This is a genomic window from Streptomyces sp. NBC_00631, from assembly GCF_045206895.1.
In the GTDB taxonomy this organism is placed as follows: domain Bacteria; phylum Actinomycetota; class Actinomycetes; order Streptomycetales; family Streptomycetaceae; genus Streptomyces.
In genome coordinates, this window is the sequence record NZ_CP107734.1 from 9,286,781 (window position 1) to 9,309,534 (window position 22,754).

Here is a 22,754-nt window from a genome sequence, read left to right on the forward strand (position 1 = left end):
CCTGTCGCTGGGGCGAGTGGTCAGGCGGGGTGGCGCGGGCCGTGGCCCGGGGGCGGGGTGAGGGTGGAGGTGTAGTTTTCGTCTTCGACGAGCGGGTTTTCCACGGTGAGGCCGGCGGCGGCCATGCGGTCGTACTCTGAGAGGATCAGTTCCTTGGTGCGGTACGTGCCGTACTTCGCTTCGTCCTTGCGGCGGACGATTGGGAAGGTGTCGAGGATGTAGTCGACGTCTTCGCGGGAGACGCCATAGAGGTGGAAGAAAAGGGCGTCGAGTTCGGCGCGGATACTCCGACGACGCTTTTCGTCCCACCGGTAGGGCGCGCCCTTGTCGCCGAGGTGGGTGGCGAGGCCTGCCATGTCGCTGGTGGTGTAAGCCAGTTCAACGACTCGGGGAGCGATGAAGGGTGCGTGAGGCGCAAGCTGCACGGGAGAGGGAACGGGGAGTTGCTTGACAATGAAGAAGTTCAGATTGGCGCCGCTGATGTTCTGGCGAGCAGCAAAGTCGAAGGCAAATGATGACCAGGCGGCGCACAGCAATTCCGCTGAGCGTGTAAGGGCCAGAGGGAACTTGTTTCCAACGCCTGTCGCTGGCATCAGAGAACTGATCATACTTCTCTCATCTGTGGCGCGGCAGATGTCACGCCATCCGAGCAGGAAGCCCTCTTTCCACCCCTTTCCTGCGAGGCGAGTGAGGACTCCCGGAATGGTGATCTCTCCGCCGCCCTTGTCGTATTTGCCAGACGGGAAATCTTTCGCCGCTACCCAGTATTGGGGCAGAGCCAGAGCATCGCGGTCGTCCTTCTCGTCCAATGTGAAAGCGCGAACCTCGCCCCCGGCGTCATAGGTGGCCCACCGATGGTCGTAGTGGTGGAGCATCTTCGCCTCATACAGGGGAAGCATCTGTTCCCCATTCTTGACAAAGACGTTGCTCTCAAGTCGCCAGCCAGACGCCTCAAGTTCATCACGCGGATGCAGGAGCGCCGAGTCATGACTCATGTGCAACATGGCATAGAGCACTACGTTCCACGGGTTTCCGTCGGGCGAGCGTTCCTTCAGGAGCACGGGGAGTCGTCGGTACATACCCAGAGTGATTTCGGCATCCCGCCTCGACCTGAACACCGGAAGCGTGCCCGTGTTGGGATTGAGCAGCGCAATTTCGTCCGGCGCCAGTGTGAACGCCTTCTCCGCATCGTCCAATTCAGCCGGGTCGTGGAGGAAGAAGGCGAATCGAGCCGCCGGTTCGCGCAGGGAACGGCCGACCATGGACAGGATGCTGAACTTGAACGAGCGGTGCACGCCAGGGAAGAGGGGCGCTGCGTTCTCGAAGTCGTACAGCGCCGCAATCGCCCCACGCCGCACCAGGTCCCCGGAGAAGTGCTGCGTCCGTGCGTCCGTCGCGATTCCCGTCGGAACGATCACCCCCGCCCGTCCCGTGGGTCCGAGCAGTATGCGATCCGTCTCCGTGAAGACCGCGTACGTGTTGAGATTCCCCTGCCCTGTCAGCGGGACCCGGCCCGACCGCCGCAGGAAGTGGCTCTCGGCGTACACCTTCCGCTTGCCCGCCTCGAACTCCTCGTACAGCGGAAGCGTGTCCGGCGAGTCCTTGAGCGCCTCGATCATCTTCTTGCGTACGGAAGTCCTCGACGCCTCCGCGATCTCGGGTGCCCGCTGCGCAAAGAACTCCTGTTCGCGGAAGTCAACGCTGTCCCACGGCGGGTTCCCCACGACACAGTCGAAGCCCCCGGCCCAACCGGTGTCCGGCGACACGCCACGGCCGTCCTCCGGGACGGAGAACACCTCTGGGAACTCCAAGTGCCAGTGGAAGAAGGAGAACTGCTTACGCAGTCGCTTGATCTCGGCCTTGGTCTCCTCAACCACCCCCTGGCCGCTCGGATCCTCCAGCGCCTTGAACACCGCGTACGTCACCGGCCGAGGCGCCTCCGGCGTCTTCAGCCACACGAACGCCGCACACCACGCGTCAGCGACCCGCAGCGCCCGCCGGTAGTCCGACGAGCCGGTCCACTTCTCGTACGCGTCCTCCTGCCGGCGGACGTCGGTCAGTTCCTCCGCCTGGGCCAGCGTGATGGAGCGCAGGCCGCTGGCGAACACGGTGTTGGCAACGCTGACCGCCTCCCCGCCCAGGTCGAACAGGCTGCCCTGGCCCACCCGCTCCTGCTGGTTGATCTTCTCCAGGGCCTTCGCGTGCTTCTTGTCGTCGCCCTCAGTCGCGATGAACGCCTCGTCGGGGATGCCGTCGCGGAGCAGCTTGGGCGTGGCGCCGATCAAGCCGTTTCCGTGCTTGACGTGCGCGTCCAGGAAGCTCAACGGCTTGCCCGGCTCCAGCGCCTCCAGCCACAAGGACACCTTGGCCAAGTCCACGGCCATGGGGTTGAGGTCTACGCCGTAGATGCAGCGGGCGACGACCTCGTGCAGGGCGTGGCGCACCGCGTCCAGGGTGGGCTCCGGGTTGCGTTCCCGGACAGCCGCGACCTGCTTGGCGATGCGGCGGGCCGCCGCCACCAGGAAGTGCCCGGAGCCGCACGCCGGGTCGCAAACCGTCAAAGACAGCAGCTCCTTGACGATCGCATCGGCCGGATCGGCCGCGCCCGATCGCGCCGCCTCCTCCTCACCACGCCGTACGGCATCCTCGATCACCGGGTCCAGCGTGGAGTTCAGCAGGCACTCGATCAGCGAAGACGGCGTGTAGTAACTACCCGTCGTCTTGCGGGTGTTGCCCGCCACCTCGACGAGCGTGAACGTACGCTCGGCCGCGCTGTACTTCGGCTCCAGCTCCAGCAGGGACTCGTAGACCGAGCCCAGTTCCTCCGCGTCCAGGTGCCGGTAGTCCACCGCCCGCCAGCGGCCCGAGCTGCCGTCGCGGACCTGGGACAGGTGGCGTACGGCCGTCAGCAGGGCCTCGTTGGAGAGCTTCAGGTCGCGCAGCGGGGCGTCCGCCTCCGTGTCGTTGAACAGGCCGCCGAGGCCGGGCAGGCCAAGCTCGGGGCGGCCCTTCTCGTCGCCGAGTGCCGTGAGGACGATCCGCAGGGCCTCGTACAGGTCACCGTGCGCCGTGCCCCGGCGCTTCCGCGCATGCGCCCGCAGCCTCGCCGACGAGAAGTACGTCTCATACCTCTCGCGCGCAATACCGTCCGCCCCCGGCGACAGCAACGCGTCGCGGTCCTCGGCGACGAAGACGAAGAGCAGGCGGTACACCATGCGCAGCAGGGCGGCCTGCAACGGCTTCGGGCGGACGTCCTCCCGCAGCGCCGTGTTCTCCGGGTGCCGTAGGAAGCCGGTGCCCAGCGCGGTGATCGCCTGCTGGACGCCCTTGCGGAGCTGGTCCAGGGCGCGCGTGCCCGAGGCGATGGCCTCAGTGCGCCACTTCTCCAGCCAGCAGGACGACGGCGCCGCCCCCTCCGCCACCTCGAACCGCGACGCGTGCAGCAGCCGGTACAGCAGCACGAACTCGCTGAACAGCTCGCCGTCGAAGATCGCTTCGAGGTCGAACTCGACGTACGACGCCGTGGCGAGCGCGCTGGAGTCGCGGAGCAGGCGGACCTGGCGGCCGTTGGCCAGGACGCCCCACAGGTGGGCCTCGGTGCGGTTCAGGCACTCCTGGAGCATCGACTGCGGCGGGACCGTGCCGGCGCCGCCCGGCCGCTTGTCCAGCTCGGCGTTCCAGGCCGCCTGGTGGATGAGGGCGTGGTGCCAGCGGTGGGAGACCGGGAACTTCTTCTCCGCGTCGGAGTCGGCGGTGATGCCTGCCGCACCGATGTGCGTGAGGCGGCCGAAGCCCAGTTCTCGCCAGAGCGGGGTCAGCCAGTCGTTGTCCGCGAGCCCGGTGGGGTCACTCGCCGGTACGCCCGTCTCCCGGTCCTCCGGCAGGCGCTTGCGCAGCTCGCGCCACAGCGGCTTGAGGTACTCCCAGCTGCGCTCGGCCTCGTCCCGTACCGAACGGGACGACGGCAGGCCGTAGTCGGCGGGCTTGGAACCGGGGACGTCCTTGCCCTCGGAGATCCGTACCAGCATGTCAGCCGGCAGCAGCCCCCCGACCGTGTGGACGGCGGTGAACACCTGGTTGCGGGTGGTGGCGGACATCAGGCGGACACTCCAACCGGAACAGAAGCAGAAGCAGAAGCGGCGGCGGGCAGGTAGACGTAGGCGCCGAGGATGTCGGCGGGCTTCTGGGCGGTGACCGACAGGCCTCGGACGATCTCGCCGGAGGCGGCCCGCACGCGGCGGTGGGCCGCGTCCAGTTCGGCGGCCAGCTCATCGCCGTACGACTCCAAGTACCCATTCGCATCCGACAGTTGACCGAGGATGCGGGTCATCGTGCGCTCCCCGAAGTGCGGGTCGGTGTTCTCCGACGCCGTCGCCTCCAGCAGGGCCGCCGCCTGCTCCGGTGTCAGCCACGCCCCGTTCTTCGGCGCGCCCTCGAAGGCCAGCAGGCGGGCGTCCTCCGCCACCAGCTGCCGTTCGCCGCTCCGGGACGGCAGCGTGAGGTGGAAGCGGTAGCGGACCAGCAGCAGTGTCGTCCTCGTGCTGACCGCGTCCGTCGTGATGACGCCGCAGCGTCGGGCCGGGCGGGCGCCCTCCGCCTGGGTGTCCAGCGCGGCGTTGAGGACGTGGGACGCGAGTGCGCCGACCACCGGGTCCGTGCGGACCAGGGCCGCCTCGCCGCGTGCCACCGCCGGGTCGCCGCGGAACGGGATCTCGCGGTCCTTCTCCACCACCTCCGCGCCCACCACCGGCGCCAGGGCGTCCCGCAGGCCCGCGGGAGTGCCGCCGACCTGGGCGGTGAAGTCCCCGGACTCGCGGCCACCACCGTCGGCGCCCCGCAGCACGGCGCCCAGCGCGCCCAGCGCCTCGCGTACGAACGTCCGGATCTCCCCCGCACCGCCCAGCGCCTCCCGGATCGACGCGACCTCGCGGGCCACCTCCTCCGGGTGGATGGAACGCTGGGCGAACCGGGAGCGGGACTGCCGCTCGCGTTCCGCCGCCGAGTTCCAGTCGCTGTCCAGCTTCGCCGTGCTCACCTTGAACGCGTCCGCGCTGAACAGCGCGTCCTCGTTCTCCCGGCCGCGCATCAGCAGCCACTCCACGATCGCGTCCGTCACGCCCGTCGACAGCTCGTCGGGGACGGAGACCGAGATGCCGAGGTCCTTCTTGATCTGGCGGTGCTTCTTGATCAGCACCTCCAGGACCTTGCCGTCGATGCCGTTGTCGTCGCCGTAGAGGGTGATGACGCGGACCTCGTCGCGGCGCTGGCCGTAGCGGTCGACGCGGCCCTCGCGCTGGTCGTGGCGGGTCGGGTTCCAGGCCAGGTCGTAGTGGACGACGGCGTCGAAGTAGTGCTGGAGGTTGACGCCCTCCGAGAGGCAGTCCGTGGCGATCAGGACGCGGCGGGCCGTCGCGTCCTCGCCGGCCTCCGCCGCCAGCGCCTCGATCCGCTCGATGCGCTGCTGCGGGGACAGCTCGCCGGTGACCGCCTTGACGACCGTCTTCGCGCCCAGGGGGCCGCGCTTCTTGGTCTCCGGGTCGTTCGCGAGCTGTTCGGCCAGGTACTTGGCCGTCGGGATGTAGCGGCAGAAGACGATCGGGTTGTAGCCGTCGGCCAGCAGCGCCTTGAGGTGCTTGATGAGCGACTTCAGTTTGAGGTCCTTCTCCGGGCCCTTCAACTGCGCTGCCAGTTCGGCCAGGCCGGCGAGCTGCGACTTCACCGGGCCCTCGTCCGTCTCCGCGCCCGGCGCCACGTCCATGCCCTCCAGCGCGTCGCTGTCCGCCGCGTCGCTGTTCAGCGGGGCGCCCAGCTTGTCGGCCTCCTCCGCCGACGCCGCGATCGCCGCCGCCGAACGGGTGGTGAGGGTCTGCGCGGCTGCCGCCGGGGACGACACCAGTGAGCGCAGCAGGGCGATCGCCGACCACCAGGCGATACGGGCCTCACGCTTGCCCTGGCCGCCCGCCTCCTCGACTCGCTCGCTCGCGTAGGCGATCGCGTCGTCCAGCAGGGCCCGGTACTCGGGGGACAGCTTGTACGTCTCGTCCTTGAAGAAGCGGTCCGAGGGGAAGGCGGTGCGTTCGGCGAGGGAGTCGTCCGCCAGGCCGTCCTCCTTCGTGAGGTACTGGCGTACGTCCGCCCGCTTGCGGGCCACGAAGTGCTGGGCGAGCAGCTTCCGGCCCGTCTCCGACTCCAGGTTCACGTGCGCCAGGTCCGGCTTGGCCAGGCCGAGCAGGTTCCGGAACGCCGACTCCTTGCCGCTGTGCGGGGTCGCCGTCACCAGGAGCAGATGGCGCTCGGCGTCCTGCGCCACCCGGCGCAGCAGCTCGTAGCGGAGCTGGCTCTGGGCGCTCACCGAGGTGTCGTCGGCCGCCACGCACGTGTGCGCCTCGTCGACGATCACCAGGTCGGGGCAGTGGCGTACGAAGTCGTCGCGGTGGCGGGTGGACTTGATGAAGTCCGTGGAGACGATCACGTTGGGGTAGCGGTCGAAGAGGGACTGGCCGAGGTCCAGGCCCCGCTCCAGGCGCGACACCGTCGAGGACAGCACCAGCTCCGCGTCGATGCCGAACTTGCCGCGCAGCTCTTGCTGCCACTGCTCGGCCAGGGCCGGGGAGCAGAGCACGGCCAGGCCGCTCGCCTCGCCCTGCGCCAGGAGCTCGCTCGCGATCAGGCCCGCCTCGATGGTCTTGCCGATACCGACGTCGTCGGAGATCAGCATGCGGACGGTCTTCTGGCGCAGGGCCATGAGCAGCGGCACCAGCTGGTACGCGCGCGGCTCCACCGCGATGCCGGCCAACGAGCGGAACGGGCCCGCGCCCGAGCGGAAGCCCACCCGCAGGGCCGTGCGCAGCAGGCCCGCCGCCCGCTGGTCACCGGGGTCGGTCGGCTCCGGCCGGGCGAAGCGGGCCTCCTCGACGGGCTCGAAGGGGAACACCGCCGCAATGTCGTCGTCGGAGCCGCCGAGCGGGCGCAGGACGAGCAGGTCGGGCTCGCTCTCGGGGAGTACCACCCACTCGCGGCCACGGGCCTTCACCAGGGATCCGGCGGAGTACGTGAATGCCATAGCGATCTTCAAATCCTCTGGGTGGGTGACTAGTGGGCGGCCGGGGAGCCGAAGTAGCGGGTGTTGGCGGCGGCGATGGCGTCCCAGTCGCCGCCGTGCGGGAAGCGGACCACGTCCCAGGTGGCGTCGAACAGTCGCTCCTCGGCGTCGGCGTCCCGCAACGCGCTCGCCTCGGTGCCGGGGCCGTCGACGAACACCGCGACGTTGGCGCCCGGGAGCCGGTAGACGAAGTCCGGTGCCGCGTTCGCGTCGGTCAGGAAGACGTCCTTCTCGTCGGGAAGCCGCAGGCCGCGTGCCCTTGCCCAGCCCAGGAAGTCGCCCTGCGCGGCCAGTTCGGACGCCGACGCCTCGACGGCCGTGGGAGCGGCGCCCCCGGCCGCCGGGGATTCGGCCAGCAGCCGCCGGTACTGCTCCGACCGGGACTCACCCCGCGACTCCCGCTCCGCCGTCGCCGACGCGAACCGCACCAGCAGCGCCGCCACCGTGTGCCGGTCGATCTGGGCGTGGTCGAGCTGGTTGCCGTAGGTGAGGAGGCACTCGTAGCAGCCGCGCGCACAGGCCCGTCCCGGGCGGTGTTCCTCGCCGCCCTCGTCCTTGCCGTCCGCCGAGAAGTGGCAGATCTCCAGGGCGCGGCCGGCCGCCTTGGCGAGGGCGTCGTCCTCGGCCTGGAGGCGGCGCAGCACGCCGGCGCCGCCCTCCGCCGCCTCCATGAAGAGGATGCGGCGCCTGGGGCCGTCGTCCGGCGGCAGCAGCTCGCTGGACAGTTCGGCGTCCTCCAGCTCGAAGGCGGCCTCGATGCCGCGCTCCAGCGCGTACATGAGCGTGAGCGCGATCGGCTCCGGCAGCGCCTCGTCGAGGGTGACGACGAGGATGTTGCGGCGGTCCTCCACGAACGGGATGACGCGCTTCTTGCGGCGCCGTTCGTTGCCGTCCTCGTCGACCGGCGGCAACTCGCTGAAGTCGCCCACGGCTTCGGCCGCGTCCTTGTCCTTCATCCAGCGGCCGTCGGCCAGGTCCAGCCAGTAGCCCGGCGGCTCGTCCGTACGGGCGCGCACCCGGCCGGTGTTGGTGATGCGGACGGTCGCGGAGTCGCCGTAGGTGACCTGCGCCAGCTGACCGTCCGGGGCGGCAATCGTCGCGTTGAGGCGGCCCTTGCGGATGCCGTGGTCGTGGAAGCGGTACGAGGTCTCCAGCCGGAAGCCGGCCCGGCGCCGTTCCTCCTCGTCCGAGGAGATCCGCTCGCGGCGGGTGGTGTAGACGGTGTGCAGGTGCAGCAGGCCGTAGGTCGCGGCGCCGAGGGGCTCGTTGCAGAAGCCGCAGCGGTCCTCGCGTTCCTTGGGCTCGTGGTGGTAGCCGCAGTTCGCGCAGCGGCGGGCTTCGCCCGTGGTCAGCTCGCCGGAGGAGTCCGGGGGCAGCTGGATGCGGGTGACCTGGTAGCGGGCGCCCTCGTGGTAGATCAGTGAGCCGGGGCCGAACTCGCGGATGGCGAGGAAGCGGGGGCGCTGGAGGTAGTCGCCGTCGCCGCGGCGGCGGCCGATCGTCGGGATGTACGCGGCGAGCGGCAGGCGCGGGAAGCTGTAGCCGGGCAGGAAGCCCTCGGAGGCCAGGTAGCGGTAGGGGTTGAAGTCGGAGAGGACCGACTTGCTGTCGACGCTCTCGTTCATGAGGAGGTTGAGCTGGGTCTCGGCTTCGCGGCGGCGGGCGTTGGCGCGGTTGCGGTCGCCTTCGGTGAGGCTGTAGTCGAGGCGGCGCTTGTTCTGGACGTACTGGTCGTCCAGGGCGGCCCGGAACAGGCTGCGCCAGCGGTCGAAGGCGCGGTCGAAGCGCTCGGCGACGGTGCGGACCTTGTCGTCGATCCAGTCGTCGTGCCACCAGGTGGTGTCCGCGAAGTCCCTGAACAGCGGGCCGAGGACGCGCAGTGCCGCGTTGACCGTGCGCCGCTGGGCACCGTCGTCGTGGGCCGCGTCCCGGATGTCCGGGAGCAGGTGCAGGGCCGGGTCCGGGCGGTCGCCGGAATCCGGGTACGACACGTCGAGCACGTCCGGGATGGAGCGGCCCAGGCGCAGGCCGGCCTCGGCGATCCAGATGCCCTGGAGGTGGGAGAGGACCAGGTCCTCGTTGGCCAGGTCCAGACGGGGCGGGGCCACCGCGCCCGCCACCATGCGCCAGGGCTGGCGGAAGTAGTACTGGTCGTGGCTGTTGCCCGTCGCGCAGTACGTCGTCACCAGCGCGGGCTGGCCGCTGCGGCCCGCGCGGCCCGAACGCTGAGCGTAGTTGGCGGGCGTGGGCGGCACGTTGCGCATCATCACGGCGTTGAGCTCGGAGATGTCGACGCCGAGCTCCATCGTGGGAGAGCAGTACAGGAGCTTCAGCTCCGCCTTGCGGAAGGCTTCCTCGCGCGCCTCGCGGTCTTCCGGGGACACCTGGGCGGTGTGCTCGCGGGCGTACAGGCCGGACAGGGCGTCGGCGGTCTCCCGGTACAGCTTGAGGAAGAACGTGTTGATGCGCGGGCCGTCGCCGCTCTGGTAGGTGCGGGTCAGCGGGTCGTGCGCACCCGACTCGCCCTTGCCGGCGCGCCACACCAGCGACTGGGCGGCCACCCGGTAGCCGGCCATGGCCGCGGAAGACGCCCTGCGGTAACGACCGGCGCGCTGCGGGGCGACTTCCACCTCCTTGACCAGGCCCGCTTTGGTCAGCACCTTCAGCAGCTCCGCGATGATCAGCTGTAGGTCGTCCTGGTCCAGATCGCGGAAGGTACGGTCGGTGCGCCGCAGGAACTTGCCGAACCTGCCCCGCGCCGACAGGAACAGGCTCGAACGGTCCGTGCCCCGACTGGAGGGGTGCGGGTAGGCGGTGCCGACCCGGGGCTTGTCGGCGGAGGACAGCACCCACGGGTCGACCAGCCGCTCCTCGCTGGCGCGCTGGAGGGAGTCGAAGGCGTCGTCGCGGAAGTACGACACGTCGATGGCGAGGGAGCGGCGCATGTCGTCCAGCAGGGCCTTCATGACCTCGGCCCGCAGTGCCGGGTCGGCGTCCCGCAGCGCCTGGTGCGTGCCCTCCCAGCGGTCCTGTTTGGCGGCGACCCAGTCCAGGTCCTCGTAGTCGATCTCCAGCAGGCCCGTCTGTTCCAGGTTGGGCATGGTGATGCGCCAGCCGCGCTCCAGGTCCAGGTAGAGCCGGAAGGCGATCACGTCCCGCAGCGTGCGGGCCGCGTTGCGGGCCAGCGACGGCGGCAGCTCGGTCTCGCCGGTGTAGTCGGCGGGGGCGATGGCGAGCGCGTTGGTCACCTCCGAGGCCAGTTCCTCGTGGTGCAGGCCGTCGTCGCCGGCGTCCAGGGCCGCCCGGTACAGGGCCCCGCGCAGCTGGGTGATCTGCACGAAGTCGTTGAAGTGGCCCGCCTGGAGGGAGGCGTCCTGCCGGTTGTCGACGAAGGTGAGGAGCTTGCGCGCCCTCGGGTCGAGGGCTTCTTCCGGCACCGACTTCAGCGAACGGACGATCGACGCCGACACCAGCGAGGTCGCGGAGGAGCGGCCCTCCTGGTCCAGTGTCGCCAGCTTGGCGAAGTCCCGGCCGCGCGTCTGCTCGTACGCCACACCGCAGTGCAGGCAGAACAGGAACGGCGACGGGATGAACGCGGCCTTCAGCTCGCCCTGGCCCTCGCATCCGAACGTGTCGACGGTGACGGCCCTCGGCACCCGGTCGCGGTAGGCGCGCTTGACGACCTCCTGGCCCTTGTCGTCCAACTCCAGCCAGGATTCGGGCATTCGACGGTCGTCCACCGCGTACTGCACGTTGGACGGCCACTCGCGCTCGTGGTCGACGTAGAGGTAGCCGTCACCCTGACGGCTGCCGGTCGCCGAGGTGTCGCGGCGCGCCTCGTAGCGGACCTCGCCGTCCTTCTCCGTGCGCCACACGGTCAGGTACTCCTGGCCGCACTCCCGGCAGAAGGCCAGCGGCATCAGCAACTTGCCGCCGCTGCCGGGCTGTTCGAGCTGGTAGGAGCGGGTCAGGTGACGGGAGGACTTGTCCTCCAGGGTGACGTAGACGGTGTCGCCCTTGGAGAGGAACTGGTGCAGGCGGAACGCGAACAGCGGCCGTTCGTTGCGCGGGTTGAGCGCCTGCGAGCCGGCCTCCAGGGTGGCTCGGATCGCCTTCGCGCACCTCTCCTCGTCGACGCCCGACATCTCGTGCAGCTCGCGTGCCGCGACCTCGATCTGGGTCGGCGGCCGGCGTACCAGGCGGCCCGTGGCGTCGTCCGCGACGAGGCCGAAGCGGTCCTCGATCCAGCGGGCCAGCGGGTCGCGCGCCAGGTCGTCGTAGGCGCGCGGGGCGGGAGAGGTCAGGCGCTCGGCCGGTACGATGTCGGGCGCCTCGCCCGTCGCACGGACCAGCGTCTCGCCGATGACGTGTTCGGGGCGGACCGTGGTGCCGAACAGCGTGCTCGCCACACCGGCGACCACCTGACGCTGGTCCTCCAGCGTGCCCTCGGTCGACATGGTGGCCGACGTACCGATGCACTGCAGGTTCTCCGCCTGGCAGGCCTCGCGGACCCGGCGGATCAGCAGGGCGACGTCGGCGCCCTGGCGGCCGCGGTAGGTGTGCAGTTCGTCGAAGACGAGGAACTCCAGGCCACGCGCCATCCTGATGAGGCTCGCCCGGTCGGCCGGGCGGGTCAGCATCAGCTCCAGCATCACGTAGTTGGTGAGCAGGATGTCCGGCGGGTTGTCGCGGATCTCCTTGCGTTTCTCGTCGTCCTCCTGGCCGGTGTAGCGGGCGAAGGTGACCGGCTCGCGGCCCGCGCCGTAGCCGTCACGGAGGTACTTCTCCAGTTCCCGCAACTGGCTGTTGGCGAGCGCGTTCATCGGATACACGATGATCGCCCGCACGCGCTTCGGTGCGTCCGAGCCCTCCTCGTCGCGCTCGTGCAGCACCTTGTTGACGATCGGGACGATGTAGGAGAGCGACTTGCCGGAGCCGGTGCCGGTCGTCAGGACGTACGACGCCCCGGAGGCGGCGGCGTCGATGGCGTCGCGCTGGTGCCGGTGCAGGAGCAGCGGCCTACCGTCGCAGACGGTGCCGCCCTCGGTCTTCTTGGCCTGGAAGATGCGGGCGCACTCGGGGTGCAGCACCTTCTGCTGGGCGAGCTCGACCACCGTGCCGCCGCCCTGGAAGAAAGGGTTGAGCGACAGCCAGGGGTTCGGCCACTGGGACTTGTCGTCCAGGTCCTTCTCGACGTAGGCCTTGATGCGTTCGTCGCGGATGACGGTGCCGCCCTCGGTGAAGGAGCGGTAGTCGCGGATCAGATTCTGGTGGACCCCGAAGACTTCCATGCCGGCGCCGGAGCCGGTCACCGGGGCGGGCTGCTTCAGCGGGACGGTCACCGGGGCCGGTGCGCCCTCGCGCAGGGAGAGCGTCGGGTCCTGCTCGCTCCACGAGGGGACGAGGCAGGTCTCGTCCGTCGATACGGTGAGGGGAAGCAGGACGTCCCGTACGGTCACGGCGTCGGCGGGGCGGTTCGCCGGGTCCTTGGCCAGCAGCCGGTCGACGAGGCGGGCGAGTTCGGCGGGGACGTCACCGCGGATCGCGCGGACGGGGCTGGGCTCCTGGTGGACATGGCGCTCGGCGAGCTCGTACGCCGACTCGCTCGTGAACGGAGGAACGCCGACCAGCATCTCGTACAGCACACAGCCCAGCGCGTACAGGTCGGCGGCCTGGGTCACCTGCTTGGCCTGGCACTGCTCAGGGGCCATGTAGCGGGCGGTGCCCACGCTGACACCGGTGCTGGTCAGGCGGGTCTGGTCCGGGTCGTCGACGATGCTGCCCATGCCGAAGTCGAGCACCTTGACCGTGCCGCCCCGCGTGAGCATGACGTTGGCGGGCTTCAGGTCCCGGTGGACCACGCCCTTCGCGTGCGCGGCGGCGAGGCCGGCGGCGATCTGGGCGCCGATGGCGGCGGCCCAGACGACCGGGAGCTGTGACTCCTCCTCGATGAGGTCGCGCAGCGACTCGCCGTCCAGGTACTCCATGGCGAGATACGGCAGGTCGTCGCAGTCCGTGGCGATGCCGCCCGCGACGAGCCGGGTGAGGTTGGGGTGCTCCAGCAGGCGCATGATGTTCACTTCGCGGGCGAAGCGCTCCACGGCCTTGGTGTCGCCGCCGGTGTCTATCCGGCCTCCGGTGCGGCGACGCAGGATCGTCTTCACTGCGACGGTGCGCTCGGGCGAGCCCTCGGGAGCGCGCAGGTCCTCGGCCCGGTGGACCTCCCCCATGTTGCCCCTGCCGATGACGCGCCCGATGCGGAATCTGCCGTCGACGAGCTCGTGGCTCACCTGCCGCTCCTCTGCCTACTGCTCGCGTTCTCGCGGTTCCGGAACGGAACGCGCCCCCTGGTTTGCTGCCGCACGGCCCATCGTGTCAGAACGGACAGTGAGACAGCCGTCACAGTACACGAATCGCTTTGCGTTGCACAGAGCATTCATCCGTTGACATCGTCAACACGACAGCCTTAATCTCACCGTGAAGCGAACGGGGGGTGGGTGGCGTGCAGGATCGAGTCGCCGGTGGGGCGGGCGGGCCCGGCTTGAAGGTCGCGATCGGGGAGCTGCTGGCTCGATTGAGGCATGCGGCCGTGGACGGCGTCGTGCCGGAGTCGGCCTTCGCGCAGCACGTGCGCCCGCTGGGGCTCGGTCAGGTCGAGCAGGACCGGCTGCGAAGCGAGCTGGCCCGACTGGGGCTGCATGTCCGTGACGCACGTGTGCATGTAGACGCGGACTCGCCAGATGCGGAAAAGGTTGCAAGATTCCGTGAAGAAAATGTGTCGGCCCGTGTCGGGCGGGTGCGAGCGCTCCTGATGCGCTACGCGGACGCCGACGGATATGTGACGTCCCAGACGCTCGACGGAGTGATCCGGCTGGCCGGGCTGACCGCACGTGAAGCGGACGAGCTTCGGTCCGAGGCAAGGGTGAGGGATGCCGAAACCCCGGCCGAAGAGCCCACAGCGGAGGTGCTCTCGTCGTTGCCGGAGGGCGAACCGGGGGCGGCGGGAAGTGGGCCGGGGGCGGCGGAGCAGGAGGCCCTGCCGGAAACCGGGGAATTCGCCGACGCCGTGGCGGCCGCCATGTCCGTACTGCGCGTGGACCGCGTTCAGCCGCGGCCCGAGAACCGCCTCCTCAGCGCGGAGGCCGAGGTCGGGCTGGCCGTACTCGTGGGGGGGGGACGGACCGCGTCGCACAGGAGCCCGAGGAGGCGGAACTGTGCGCGCTGCCGCCCGGCGACCTCAGGATCCGGGCCCGGGACTGCCTCGTCCTGCACAACCTGCGGCTGGTGCACTCGCTCGTCCGTTCCTACCTGGAGCAGGGGCTGGACTACGAAGACCTGTTCCAGGTAGGGGTGCTCGGACTGATGCGGGCGGCCCGCAAGTTCGACCCGACGATGGGCAACAAGTTCTCGACGTACGCGACCTGGTGGGTGCGGCAGCAGATCGGCCGGGCCATCGCGGACGAGGGCGCCCTCATCCGCGTCCCGGTCCATATGCACGAGCAGATGCGCAAGGTGGCGGCTGCGGAACGCACGCTCGCCGCGCAGGGTCGGCCTGCCGGGGTCGTCGACGTGGCGGTTCTCTGTGACCTGAGCGTGCCGAAGGTGGCGGAGATCCGAAAGCTGAGCCGGCGCACCGATTCGCTCGACCGGGTCATCGGCGACGGCGCCACCCTCGGCGACTTCGTCGGGGAGCGCCAGGCTCTGCCGTCGGTGGAGCAAGGTGTGGTGAGCGCACTCCTGATGGAAGACGTCATGGCGGTGGTGGACACCTTCCCCGAGCGCGACGCCCGGGTCCTGGTCCGTCGCCTGAGCCTCGACGGCGATGAGCCCTCGACGCTCGATGAGCTGGGGCGGGAGTTCGGCGTGACCCGCGAGCGCATCCGGCAGGTGGAGAGCAAGGCCCTCCCGGTGTTCAGGGCGCGCCTGAGGACGGTCGGGGTCTTCGGCGCGAACGAGGGCGGGACTGCGCAGGATGCCACGGAGGACGGAAAGCAGGCCCGGCCGATGAAACGACGTGCCCTTGGCCAGCCGCAGCCTGTCGCCGCGGTGGACGAGTCGTCGTCCCGAGCCGACGACAGCGCACCCCAGGCCGACGAGCCGTCGTACGGGAACGACGAGGAGGCGGCCGCGGCGGTGGAGGACAGCCAGAGGGGTACGGGGACGGACACGTCCGACGGAGCCATGGAACCCCCGCCTCCGACCGCGGCCGTCGGGGACGCCGAGCGGGAAGATCCCGACCAGTCCGAGCAGCCCGACCAGTCCGAGCAGTCCGAGCAGCCCGGCCCAGTCGAGTCGGTGTCGCCCACCGCGGATTGGGAGACGGCCTTGCGGCTGGGGGCGAGGTTCGAGGGCGGCATCGACTGGCTGGCCCGGTACGCGCTGGTGGCGTTGGGGCAGGCGCAGCTGACGGTGATCCTCGGTCCCCGGGCCACAGCGGACGTCGTACGCGCCGCGCGGGAGCGCAGGATGCCGGACCGCCAGGTGCTCGCTGCTCTGGAAGTCCTGCAGCGCGTCTTCGACACGCTGAGAAGGGCCCGGCTTCGGCCCGAGGACTTCTTCGAGCGGCCGTGCGAGGCACTGGTCGGGCTGACCCCCTCGGCATACCTGGCCAGGAAGCCGCTGGTGAACACGGAGTCCCGGCTCGCTGTGCGTGACGCCCTGCGGGAACTCGCTGCGGGCCTCCCGAACCGACGGGAGACCGAGGAACCACCGCCTGCGTCCGGTGCGCACTCGGGCGGCGCGTCCGCGGGTGCCTCGGACCGTGAACCCGCGATCCCGGAGGGGGCGCCGGGCGATGCGCCGTCGTCTGCACCCGGCCCGGCCGACGAGGCGGGCCGTGTCGAGACGGTCTCCTGCCGTGACGCACTCCCCGCTGAGCGCGAGGAGAGCCACCACGTGCCAGGACACGCTGCGGTCGTGGACGTCACAGGAGGTTCCCCGGCAGCGGACGCAGGGCTGTCCGCTGAGGACAGGAACGAGAGAACGCAGCCCGGTGCCGTCCAGGAAGAGGGGCAGGGAAGCACTGCCGACGGGCAGCTCGTCATCGGACTCCGCCGTGAGCACGAGGCCGAGCTGGAGCGTGTGCGGCTCGAACACGAGGAGCGCCTCGGCGAGGAGCGCCGGGCGCGGCAGGCCGTCGAGGCACGTGCCGCCGCCGTGGCGGCGGACACCGAGCGGCAGCTCGACGCCCTTGAGGACGCCCTGCTGCGGCGGATGGACAGAACAGTGGCTCGCCGCGAGCGGTTTCTGCGGGCCGAGGCCGGAGCGCGGATCGCGCTGCTGAAACAGGAACAGCACGAGGTGCGGCAGGGACTCGTCCGCCAGGTGGAAGAGGCGGAGGCGTCCGCCCGGGCCGCCACCCAGGACGCGGACTTCCACCGAAAACGGGCCGGGGAGGCGGATCGCCGTCTGCGGGAGTACCGCGAAGGAGCCGAGACCCGTATCTCCGACCTCGAGGCCGCACTTCGGCAGGCGGAGGCCGCACTCGCCGGGCGGAACCAGGCCGTCGAGGCGGCCCGCCGGCACGCGGAGAACGTCGAGCAGCAGGCCGCCCAGCGCATCGCCCAGAGCGAGCACAACGCCTGGGCCCGCATCAACGAACTGGAGCAACAGCTGGCCGCGGCGCAGGCAGCCGACACCGCCCGCACCACGTTCCGGGACCGCTGGCGCCGGACCTGAAGCGCGCGCCCCACATCCCCGTACCTCTGAAGGAACAGCATGGACCCCAGACAGGAACTCGTCGCCTACCTGCACAGACAGCTCGTCGGCCCGGCGGGGGGCGCCGAGGAGACGCTCGACGCCCCGCCGGACCGGCAGTACCTGATGGGCACCCTGTATCCCCAGGACGCCGATCTGCGGCGCCAGTTGGACCTGGCCGCCGAGGAACCGGACGGTGCCGGCACGGAGCGGGCGGCCGAGGACACCGCTCCCGCCACCGACCCGGTTCCGGAGGTGAATTCCTGGCTGCCCTCCTCGCTCGGCCTCAGCTTCTACACCGACGCCACCACCGTGGAAATCCGCTGTTCCGGTGCCCGCTACGAGACCCGCTCCGGTACGAGCGAACGAGGCCGGAGCTGGCAGCGCATCCCGCTGCCGGCCGAGACGCACACCCTCGGCCCTGACCGCGTCGAGGTCACCGTCCTTGACGCGCGTGCCGAACTCCGCGTCAGGCGGCGCACGTTCGGAACCGGTCAGCTGGTGACCGTGGCGCTGGTCAACGCGGCCCGGCACGAGCCGGCCCTCGGCAAGGCCGCCCAGTGGGACCGCATGCTGTTCCAAGTGGAGCTGGAGGTACGGCCCGTGGACGGCAGGGTGCTCCAGTACCCGAGTGTCCGTCTCGCCAGCCGCGACCCGGAGGAGCAGGAACTGCGCTTGCAGTACCGGCACGTGCGCACCCACGCCGTCGGACACGGCTGCGCGGTAGAGGAGCGGTACGACGACGCGGAAGAGCAGGTCACGACGCTGCGCGCGGCCGTCATGCCGGAGGCGGAAGTCACCGGTGTACGGGCAGCGGGACTCAGCGGCACCCCGGTGCTGAACCTCGGACACCTTGCCGACGCTGCCGTCTCTGTCGATCAACTTCGTGAGGAACTCTGGGAGTTCGCTGCCGACTACCGGGCCTGGTACGTGGGGCAGTTGAACGCTGACATCCCTGAGTGGGGACGCGCGGCCGCAGACCGCGTCCTGGACCGTATCGCCGCCGCCGTCACCCGCATCGAGTCCGGCGTGCGCACCCTCTGCGATCCGTCCCGGCCCGAACTGCTGCGTGCCTTCCGCACCGCCAACCACGTCATGGCGCTTCAGATGCGCCACTCCGCCCCGGATCTGGCGGGAACGCGCCGGTCCCGCCGCGACGCCGTACCCCCGGACCCGGCACCGGCTCCGGACGCCGCCTGGCGCCCCTTCCAGCTGGCGTTCTTCCTGCTGGCCCTGGACGGAGTGGCCGACCCCCGGCACCGGGACCGGACCGTCACCGACTTGATCTGGTTCCCGACCGGCGGCGGCAAGACCGAGGCGTACCTGTTGCTCGCGGCCTTCAACATGGCACTGCGCAGACGCGAACCCGACGGCGGCGGCACAGCGGTCCTCAGCCGCTACACCCTGAGCCTGCTCACCACGCAACAGTTCCAGCGCGCGGCCACCACCGTCTGCGCCCTCGAAACCCTCCGCCGGGCGGACCCTGCCGTCTACGGTGAGGAGCCCTTCTCGATCGGCCTGTGGGTGGGCGAGACGACCACCCCGAACACGTACGAACGAGCCCGTGCGGCCTTCGACGACGTGCGCGCCGCCGCCCGACCCGACGACGTGTTCATCCTCGACCGCTGCCCCTGGTGCGGCACCCGCATCCTGCCCGCCCACAAGTCACCCGACATCGGTGACTACGGCGTGCGCGCCGGAGCGGATTCCTTCGCCTTCTTCTGCCCGCGCGAGGAGTGCGTCTTCCACGACGAGTTGCCCGTCGCCGTGGTGGACGAGCACCTGTACGACCGGCCGCCCACGTTCGTCCTGGGCACCGTCGACAAGTTCGCCCGACTGGCATGGGAACCCCGCGCCGGACGGCTCTTCGCGGCGGGCGGCACGCAGCTGCCGCCGTCCCTCGTCATCCAGGACGAGCTGCACCTGCTCACCGGCCCCCTCGGTACCACCGTCGGCTTGTACGAGTCCGCCGTGCTGGGGCTGTGCACCAGGGCCGACGGCATCGGACCCAAGGTCGTGGCGTCGACAGCCACCATCCGCCGCTCAGGGGAACAGATCCGCGCCCTCTACGGCGGTGGCGTCCAGCTCTTCCCGCCCGCCGGGCTCGACGCCCGCCACTCGTACTTCGCGGAACCGGACACCTCCCGGCCCGGCCGCCGCTACCTCGGCGTCATGGCCCAGGGACACACGGCGGGCCGCGCCGCCGTCGCCGTGGCCGCCGCCCTGCTGCAGGGCGCGTGGGAGCTGCCCGAGGAACACCGGGACGCCTACTGGACGCTCGTCGCCTACCACCACAGCCTGCGCGAACTCGGCCGGACCGTCACCGCCGCGGCCGATGACATTCCCGCCCAGCTCGCCGGACTTGATTCCGGTACGGGGACGAGAAAGTTGGCGGATCACCAAGTACAGGAGCTGACCAGCAACCTGCCGCGTGCGGAACAACCCGTCCTGCTCGACCGGCTGGAGAGGCCGTGGGGCGATCCGGAGTCGGTGTCCTTCCTGCCCTGCACCAACATGCTGTCCGTCGGCGTCGACGTGAAGCGGCTGGCACTGATGCTCATGCAGGGACAGCCAAAGACGACGGCCGAGTACATCCAGGCCACCAGCCGTGTCGGCCGGCATGCCGTGCCCGGCCTCGTCGTCACCTTCTTCAACGCCACCAGGCCGCGGGACCGTTCGCACTACGAGACCTTCGACGTGTACCACCGCTCGCTGTACCGGCATGTCGAACCGACCAGTGTCACTCCGTGGTCCGTACCCTCGCGGCGCCGCGCCCTGCACGCCGCTCTCGTCATTCTCGTCCGGCACCGCCTCGGCCTCGCCGCGGAGAACCAGGCGGGGGCGATCCTGCACCACCTGCCCGACGCGGAGGCCCTCGTGGCGGAACTGGCGGCGCGCGCCGAGGCCTGCGAACCCGCAGCGGGCGACGCCGTCCGCAAGGAACTGTCGGACCTCCTCGCCGAGTGGGAGGAAGCAGCGCGCACAGCACGCAAGGACGGCCGCGAGCTGTACTACCGCAGTCAGGGCAAAGGCCAGTCCAACCTCATCAAGAGTTTCGAGCAGAGATACGGGCTCTGGGAGACACCCAACTCGATGCGCAACGTCGACCGGGAGTGCCAGGTGATGGTGAAGGGAGCCGACCTGTGAGCCGCACACTGCGGGTACGCCAGTCCCAGACGGTGGTGCCCTTCGGGGTCGGAGCCGTCTTCGACATCCAGGGCGAGTCGTTCGTCGCGACCGGAATCGGCGACTGGCCGGGTCGCGGCAGGCAGCGGGTCGACTCGCCCCGGCTGGCCTCCCGGCTCGGGGTGACCGGTTTCTACGCCGCCCCGGCGACGGCCAACGACCGGTTCGACACACCGGACGCGCCCGGGGCGCCGTACATCCGCTTCCCGTCCTGGCTCTTCTGCGGCTCCTGCCGGCGCATGACCAGGTGGCGCATCGCGGACGAGAAGCCCGGGCATCCGCCGCGCTGCCCGTCCTGCTCGCCGGGGCGGGCACTCGCGCCCATGCGATTCGTGCAGATCTGTCAGGCCGGACACCTCAGCGACGTCGACTGGTGGTTCTGGGCCCACTCCCGGCAGGACGCGGGCGAGCGCCGGCAGTGCGGCGACCGCGACAAGCTGCGCTTCCTGGTCTCCGAACGCGCCTCAGGACTCGAAGCGCTCTCCGTGGCCTGCACCGCGAAGGGCTGCGGAGCGGCCCGGGACCTGCTCGACATCCTCGGTACGCACGGCATGCACTGCTCAGGACGCAACCCCTGGCAGCGGGCGAGCGAGGCCGTGGAGTGCGAGAAGCCGGTGCAGGTGGTGCAGCGCACCGCGGGAAACCTGTACTACCCGATCGTGTATTCGGCGCTCGACATCCCCGAGACCGACGCACCGGCCGTCACCGACGAGGCGCTCGCCGCGCGGGTGCGCGGGCACGATCTGTGGGTGTCGCTGTGCAGAGGGGCTGACTCGCCGCGGGCCGGGGTCTTCCGCTCGATGATCCAGGAGGACACCGGCGCCGACGACCAACTCCTCGACGCCCTCCTCGCGGAGGAGACGGGCCGGCCCGTCTCCTCCGCGACCTCCACCGGGACCGGTACTGAACCGCCCCGGGTCGGGTGGAGGCTCGATTCCATGTAAGGATTGAGTCATGGCACGACCCTCCCGTTACCCGCTTGAGCTGCGCCGTCGTGCGGTGCGCATGGTCGCCGAAGTGCGCGACGACTACCCGAACGAGACGGCCGCCCTGCAGGCGGTCGCGGACAAGCTCGACATCGGCTCCCGCGAGACGCTGCGGAACTGGGTGAAGCAGCACGAGATCGACACGGGGCAGCGTCCGGGGACGACGACGGAGGAGTCCGCCCAGCTCAAGGCATTGAAGAAGGAGAACGCCGAGCTGAAGCGGGCGAACGAGATCCTGAAGGCCGCGGCGAGTTTCTTCGCGGCCGAGCTCGACCGGCCACACACGCGCTCGTAGCGTTCATCGACGAGCACCGGGACCGCTTCGGCGGGGTCGAGCCGATCTGCAGGACGCTCACCGCACACGACTGCAAGATCGCCCCTTCCACGTACTACGCCCACAGGAAACGCCTCGACACTCCCTCTGCCCGTTCCGTGCGCGACGAGGAGCTCAAGGAGAGGATCCAGGAGGTCTACACGTCCAACTACCGTGTCTACGGAGCCCGGAAGATCTGGCGCGAGCTGAACCGGCAGGGGCATGCGGTGGCCCGCTGCACCGTCGAGCGCCTGATGCGCGAGCTCGGTATCCAGGGAGCGGTGCGCGGGAAACGCGTCATCACCACGATCCCCGGCGGGCAGGCTGAGCGGGCCCCCGACCTTGTCGACCGCGACTTCGTCGCCAGCGCCCCGAACCGCTGCTGGGTAGCCGACTTCACGCACGTGAAGACCTTCGCCGGCGTCGTCTACGTCGCGTTCGTCGTGGACACCTTCTCGCGCCGGATCGTGGGCTGGTCCGCGGCCACGGTGAAGGAGACGGTGTTCGTGCTGGACGCCCTGGAGATGGCCATCTGGCAGCGCGACCGCGACCAACGCCCCATCCAGCCGGGCGAGTTGATACATCATTCGGACGCCGGGTCGCAGTACACGAGCTACCGCCTCGCCAAGCACCTGGACGCCGCCGGCATCGCGGCGAGCATCGGATCCGTCGGTGACGCGTACGACAACGCCCTGATGGAGTCCACGATCGGCCTGTTCAAAACCGAGCTGATCAAGCCCCAGCGGCCCTGGAAGACGCTCTCCCAGGTCGAGCTCGCCACCGCCGAGTGGATCGACTGGTACAACCACCGCCGACTTCACGGTGAGATAGGGCACATCCCGCCCGTCGAATACGAAGCCAATTACTACACCGAACTCGCGAAACCCCAGGTCATCACCACAATCTGAGATCTCTACCGAACCCGGGGCGGTTCACGCTGAGGTACCGGATCGCCCGGGGGACCAGTAGCCGGGGCACACCGTCGCCCTCGCGGCTACGTTCCCAAGCGGCCACCGTCACCACGATGAAGACCATCGCTAGTACGAAGTGGGCAGCCACCATGAAGGGGTTCAGTCCGGTGAGCACGGACATGCCTCCCAGCACCGCCTCAGCGACCACGAGCGCGAACTGCACCCAAGCCAGCACAATCAGCCCTGGACGGCGGTCGCGCTGTCTGGTCGATGCGACGATGAGCCAGCCCACCGCCGCGCAAAGCAGATAGATCAGTGTCCGGTTGGCGAACTCGATCTCGCCGTGGACGCCCATTGCCGGCGTCGGCGTCAGGCTTGCGTCGGTGCACTTGGGCCAGGTGGGGCAGCCGAGTCCCGAACTGCTCAGCCGGACGGCACCTCCTGCCACCACAATCACCACGCTGGAGAGAACCGAGAAGAGTGCGGCCCTCTCCACGCTATTCCGGCTCGGACGGAACGAGACAGCGGCACCTCGCCAGGCACTGAGCATGTCCATCAGT

At 70.1% G+C, this 22,754-nt stretch carries 9 protein-coding genes; 4 read left to right on the forward strand and 5 right to left on the reverse strand.

The window, feature by feature from the left end; genetic code table 11:
* Positions 1–20: 20 nt before the first annotated feature.
* The 4 genes from OHB00_RS42210 to OHB00_RS42225 all read right to left on the reverse strand — a co-directional run bounded on the left by OHB00_RS42210 (position 21) and on the right by OHB00_RS42225 (position 13,802).
* A complete protein-coding gene (locus OHB00_RS42210) occupies positions 21–4,097 on the reverse strand; it encodes an Eco57I restriction-modification methylase domain-containing protein (RefSeq protein WP_406443058.1) in 4,077 nt (1,358 codons plus the stop codon).
* Positions 4,097–7,063, reverse strand: a complete 2,967-nt coding sequence (locus OHB00_RS42215) for a helicase-related protein (RefSeq protein ID WP_406443060.1) — start codon at positions 7,061–7,063, stop codon at positions 4,097–4,099. Before OHB00_RS42215 ends, OHB00_RS42210 begins: the two co-directional genes overlap by 1 nt.
* A gap of 29 nt (positions 7,064–7,092) precedes the next feature.
* A complete protein-coding gene (locus tag OHB00_RS42220) occupies positions 7,093–13,392 on the reverse strand; it encodes a protein kinase domain-containing protein (RefSeq protein ID WP_406443062.1) in 6,300 nt (2,099 codons plus the stop codon).
* 182 nt (positions 13,393–13,574) lie between these two features.
* The gene (locus OHB00_RS42225; protein ID WP_406443064.1) at positions 13,575–13,802 is read right to left on the reverse strand and encodes a hypothetical protein; all 228 of its coding nucleotides are present in this window, start codon (positions 13,800–13,802) and stop codon (positions 13,575–13,577) included.
* A gap of 542 nt (positions 13,803–14,344) precedes the next feature.
* On the opposite strand from OHB00_RS42225, the gene OHB00_RS42230 reads away from it, so the two are divergent.
* The 4 genes from OHB00_RS42230 to OHB00_RS42245 all read left to right on the forward strand — a co-directional run bounded on the left by OHB00_RS42230 (position 14,345) and on the right by OHB00_RS42245 (position 22,191).
* Positions 14,345–16,780: a sigma-70 family RNA polymerase sigma factor gene (locus OHB00_RS42230; RefSeq protein WP_406446214.1), complete on the forward strand. Its 2,436-nt coding sequence runs from the start codon at positions 14,345–14,347 to the stop codon at positions 16,778–16,780.
* 39 nt (positions 16,781–16,819) lie between these two features.
* Positions 16,820–19,945 carry a helicase-related protein gene (locus tag OHB00_RS42235; RefSeq protein WP_406443066.1) on the forward strand — a complete coding sequence of 1,042 codons (3,126 nt, stop codon included), beginning with the start codon at positions 16,820–16,822 and terminating at the stop codon, positions 19,943–19,945.
* Positions 19,942–20,928: a hypothetical protein gene (locus tag OHB00_RS42240; RefSeq protein WP_406443068.1), complete on the forward strand. Its 987-nt coding sequence runs from the start codon at positions 19,942–19,944 to the stop codon at positions 20,926–20,928. Before OHB00_RS42235 ends, OHB00_RS42240 begins: the two co-directional genes overlap by 4 nt.
* Positions 20,929–20,938: 10 nt before the next feature.
* A protein-coding gene (locus tag OHB00_RS42245; protein WP_406443070.1) for an IS3 family transposase occupies positions 20,939–22,191 on the forward strand; the annotation gives its coding sequence in 2 pieces (ribosomal slippage) (positions 20,939–21,221 and positions 21,221–22,191; 1,254 coding nt in all).
* On the opposite strand, the gene OHB00_RS42250 is transcribed toward OHB00_RS42245, so the two are convergent.
* On the reverse strand, positions 22,178–22,750 hold the full coding sequence (locus OHB00_RS42250; RefSeq protein WP_406443072.1) for a COX15/CtaA family protein: 573 nt from the start codon (positions 22,748–22,750) through the stop codon (positions 22,178–22,180). The two genes, OHB00_RS42245 and OHB00_RS42250, sit on opposite strands and share 14 nt — an antisense overlap.
* Between the last annotated feature and the right edge of the window lie 4 nt (positions 22,751–22,754).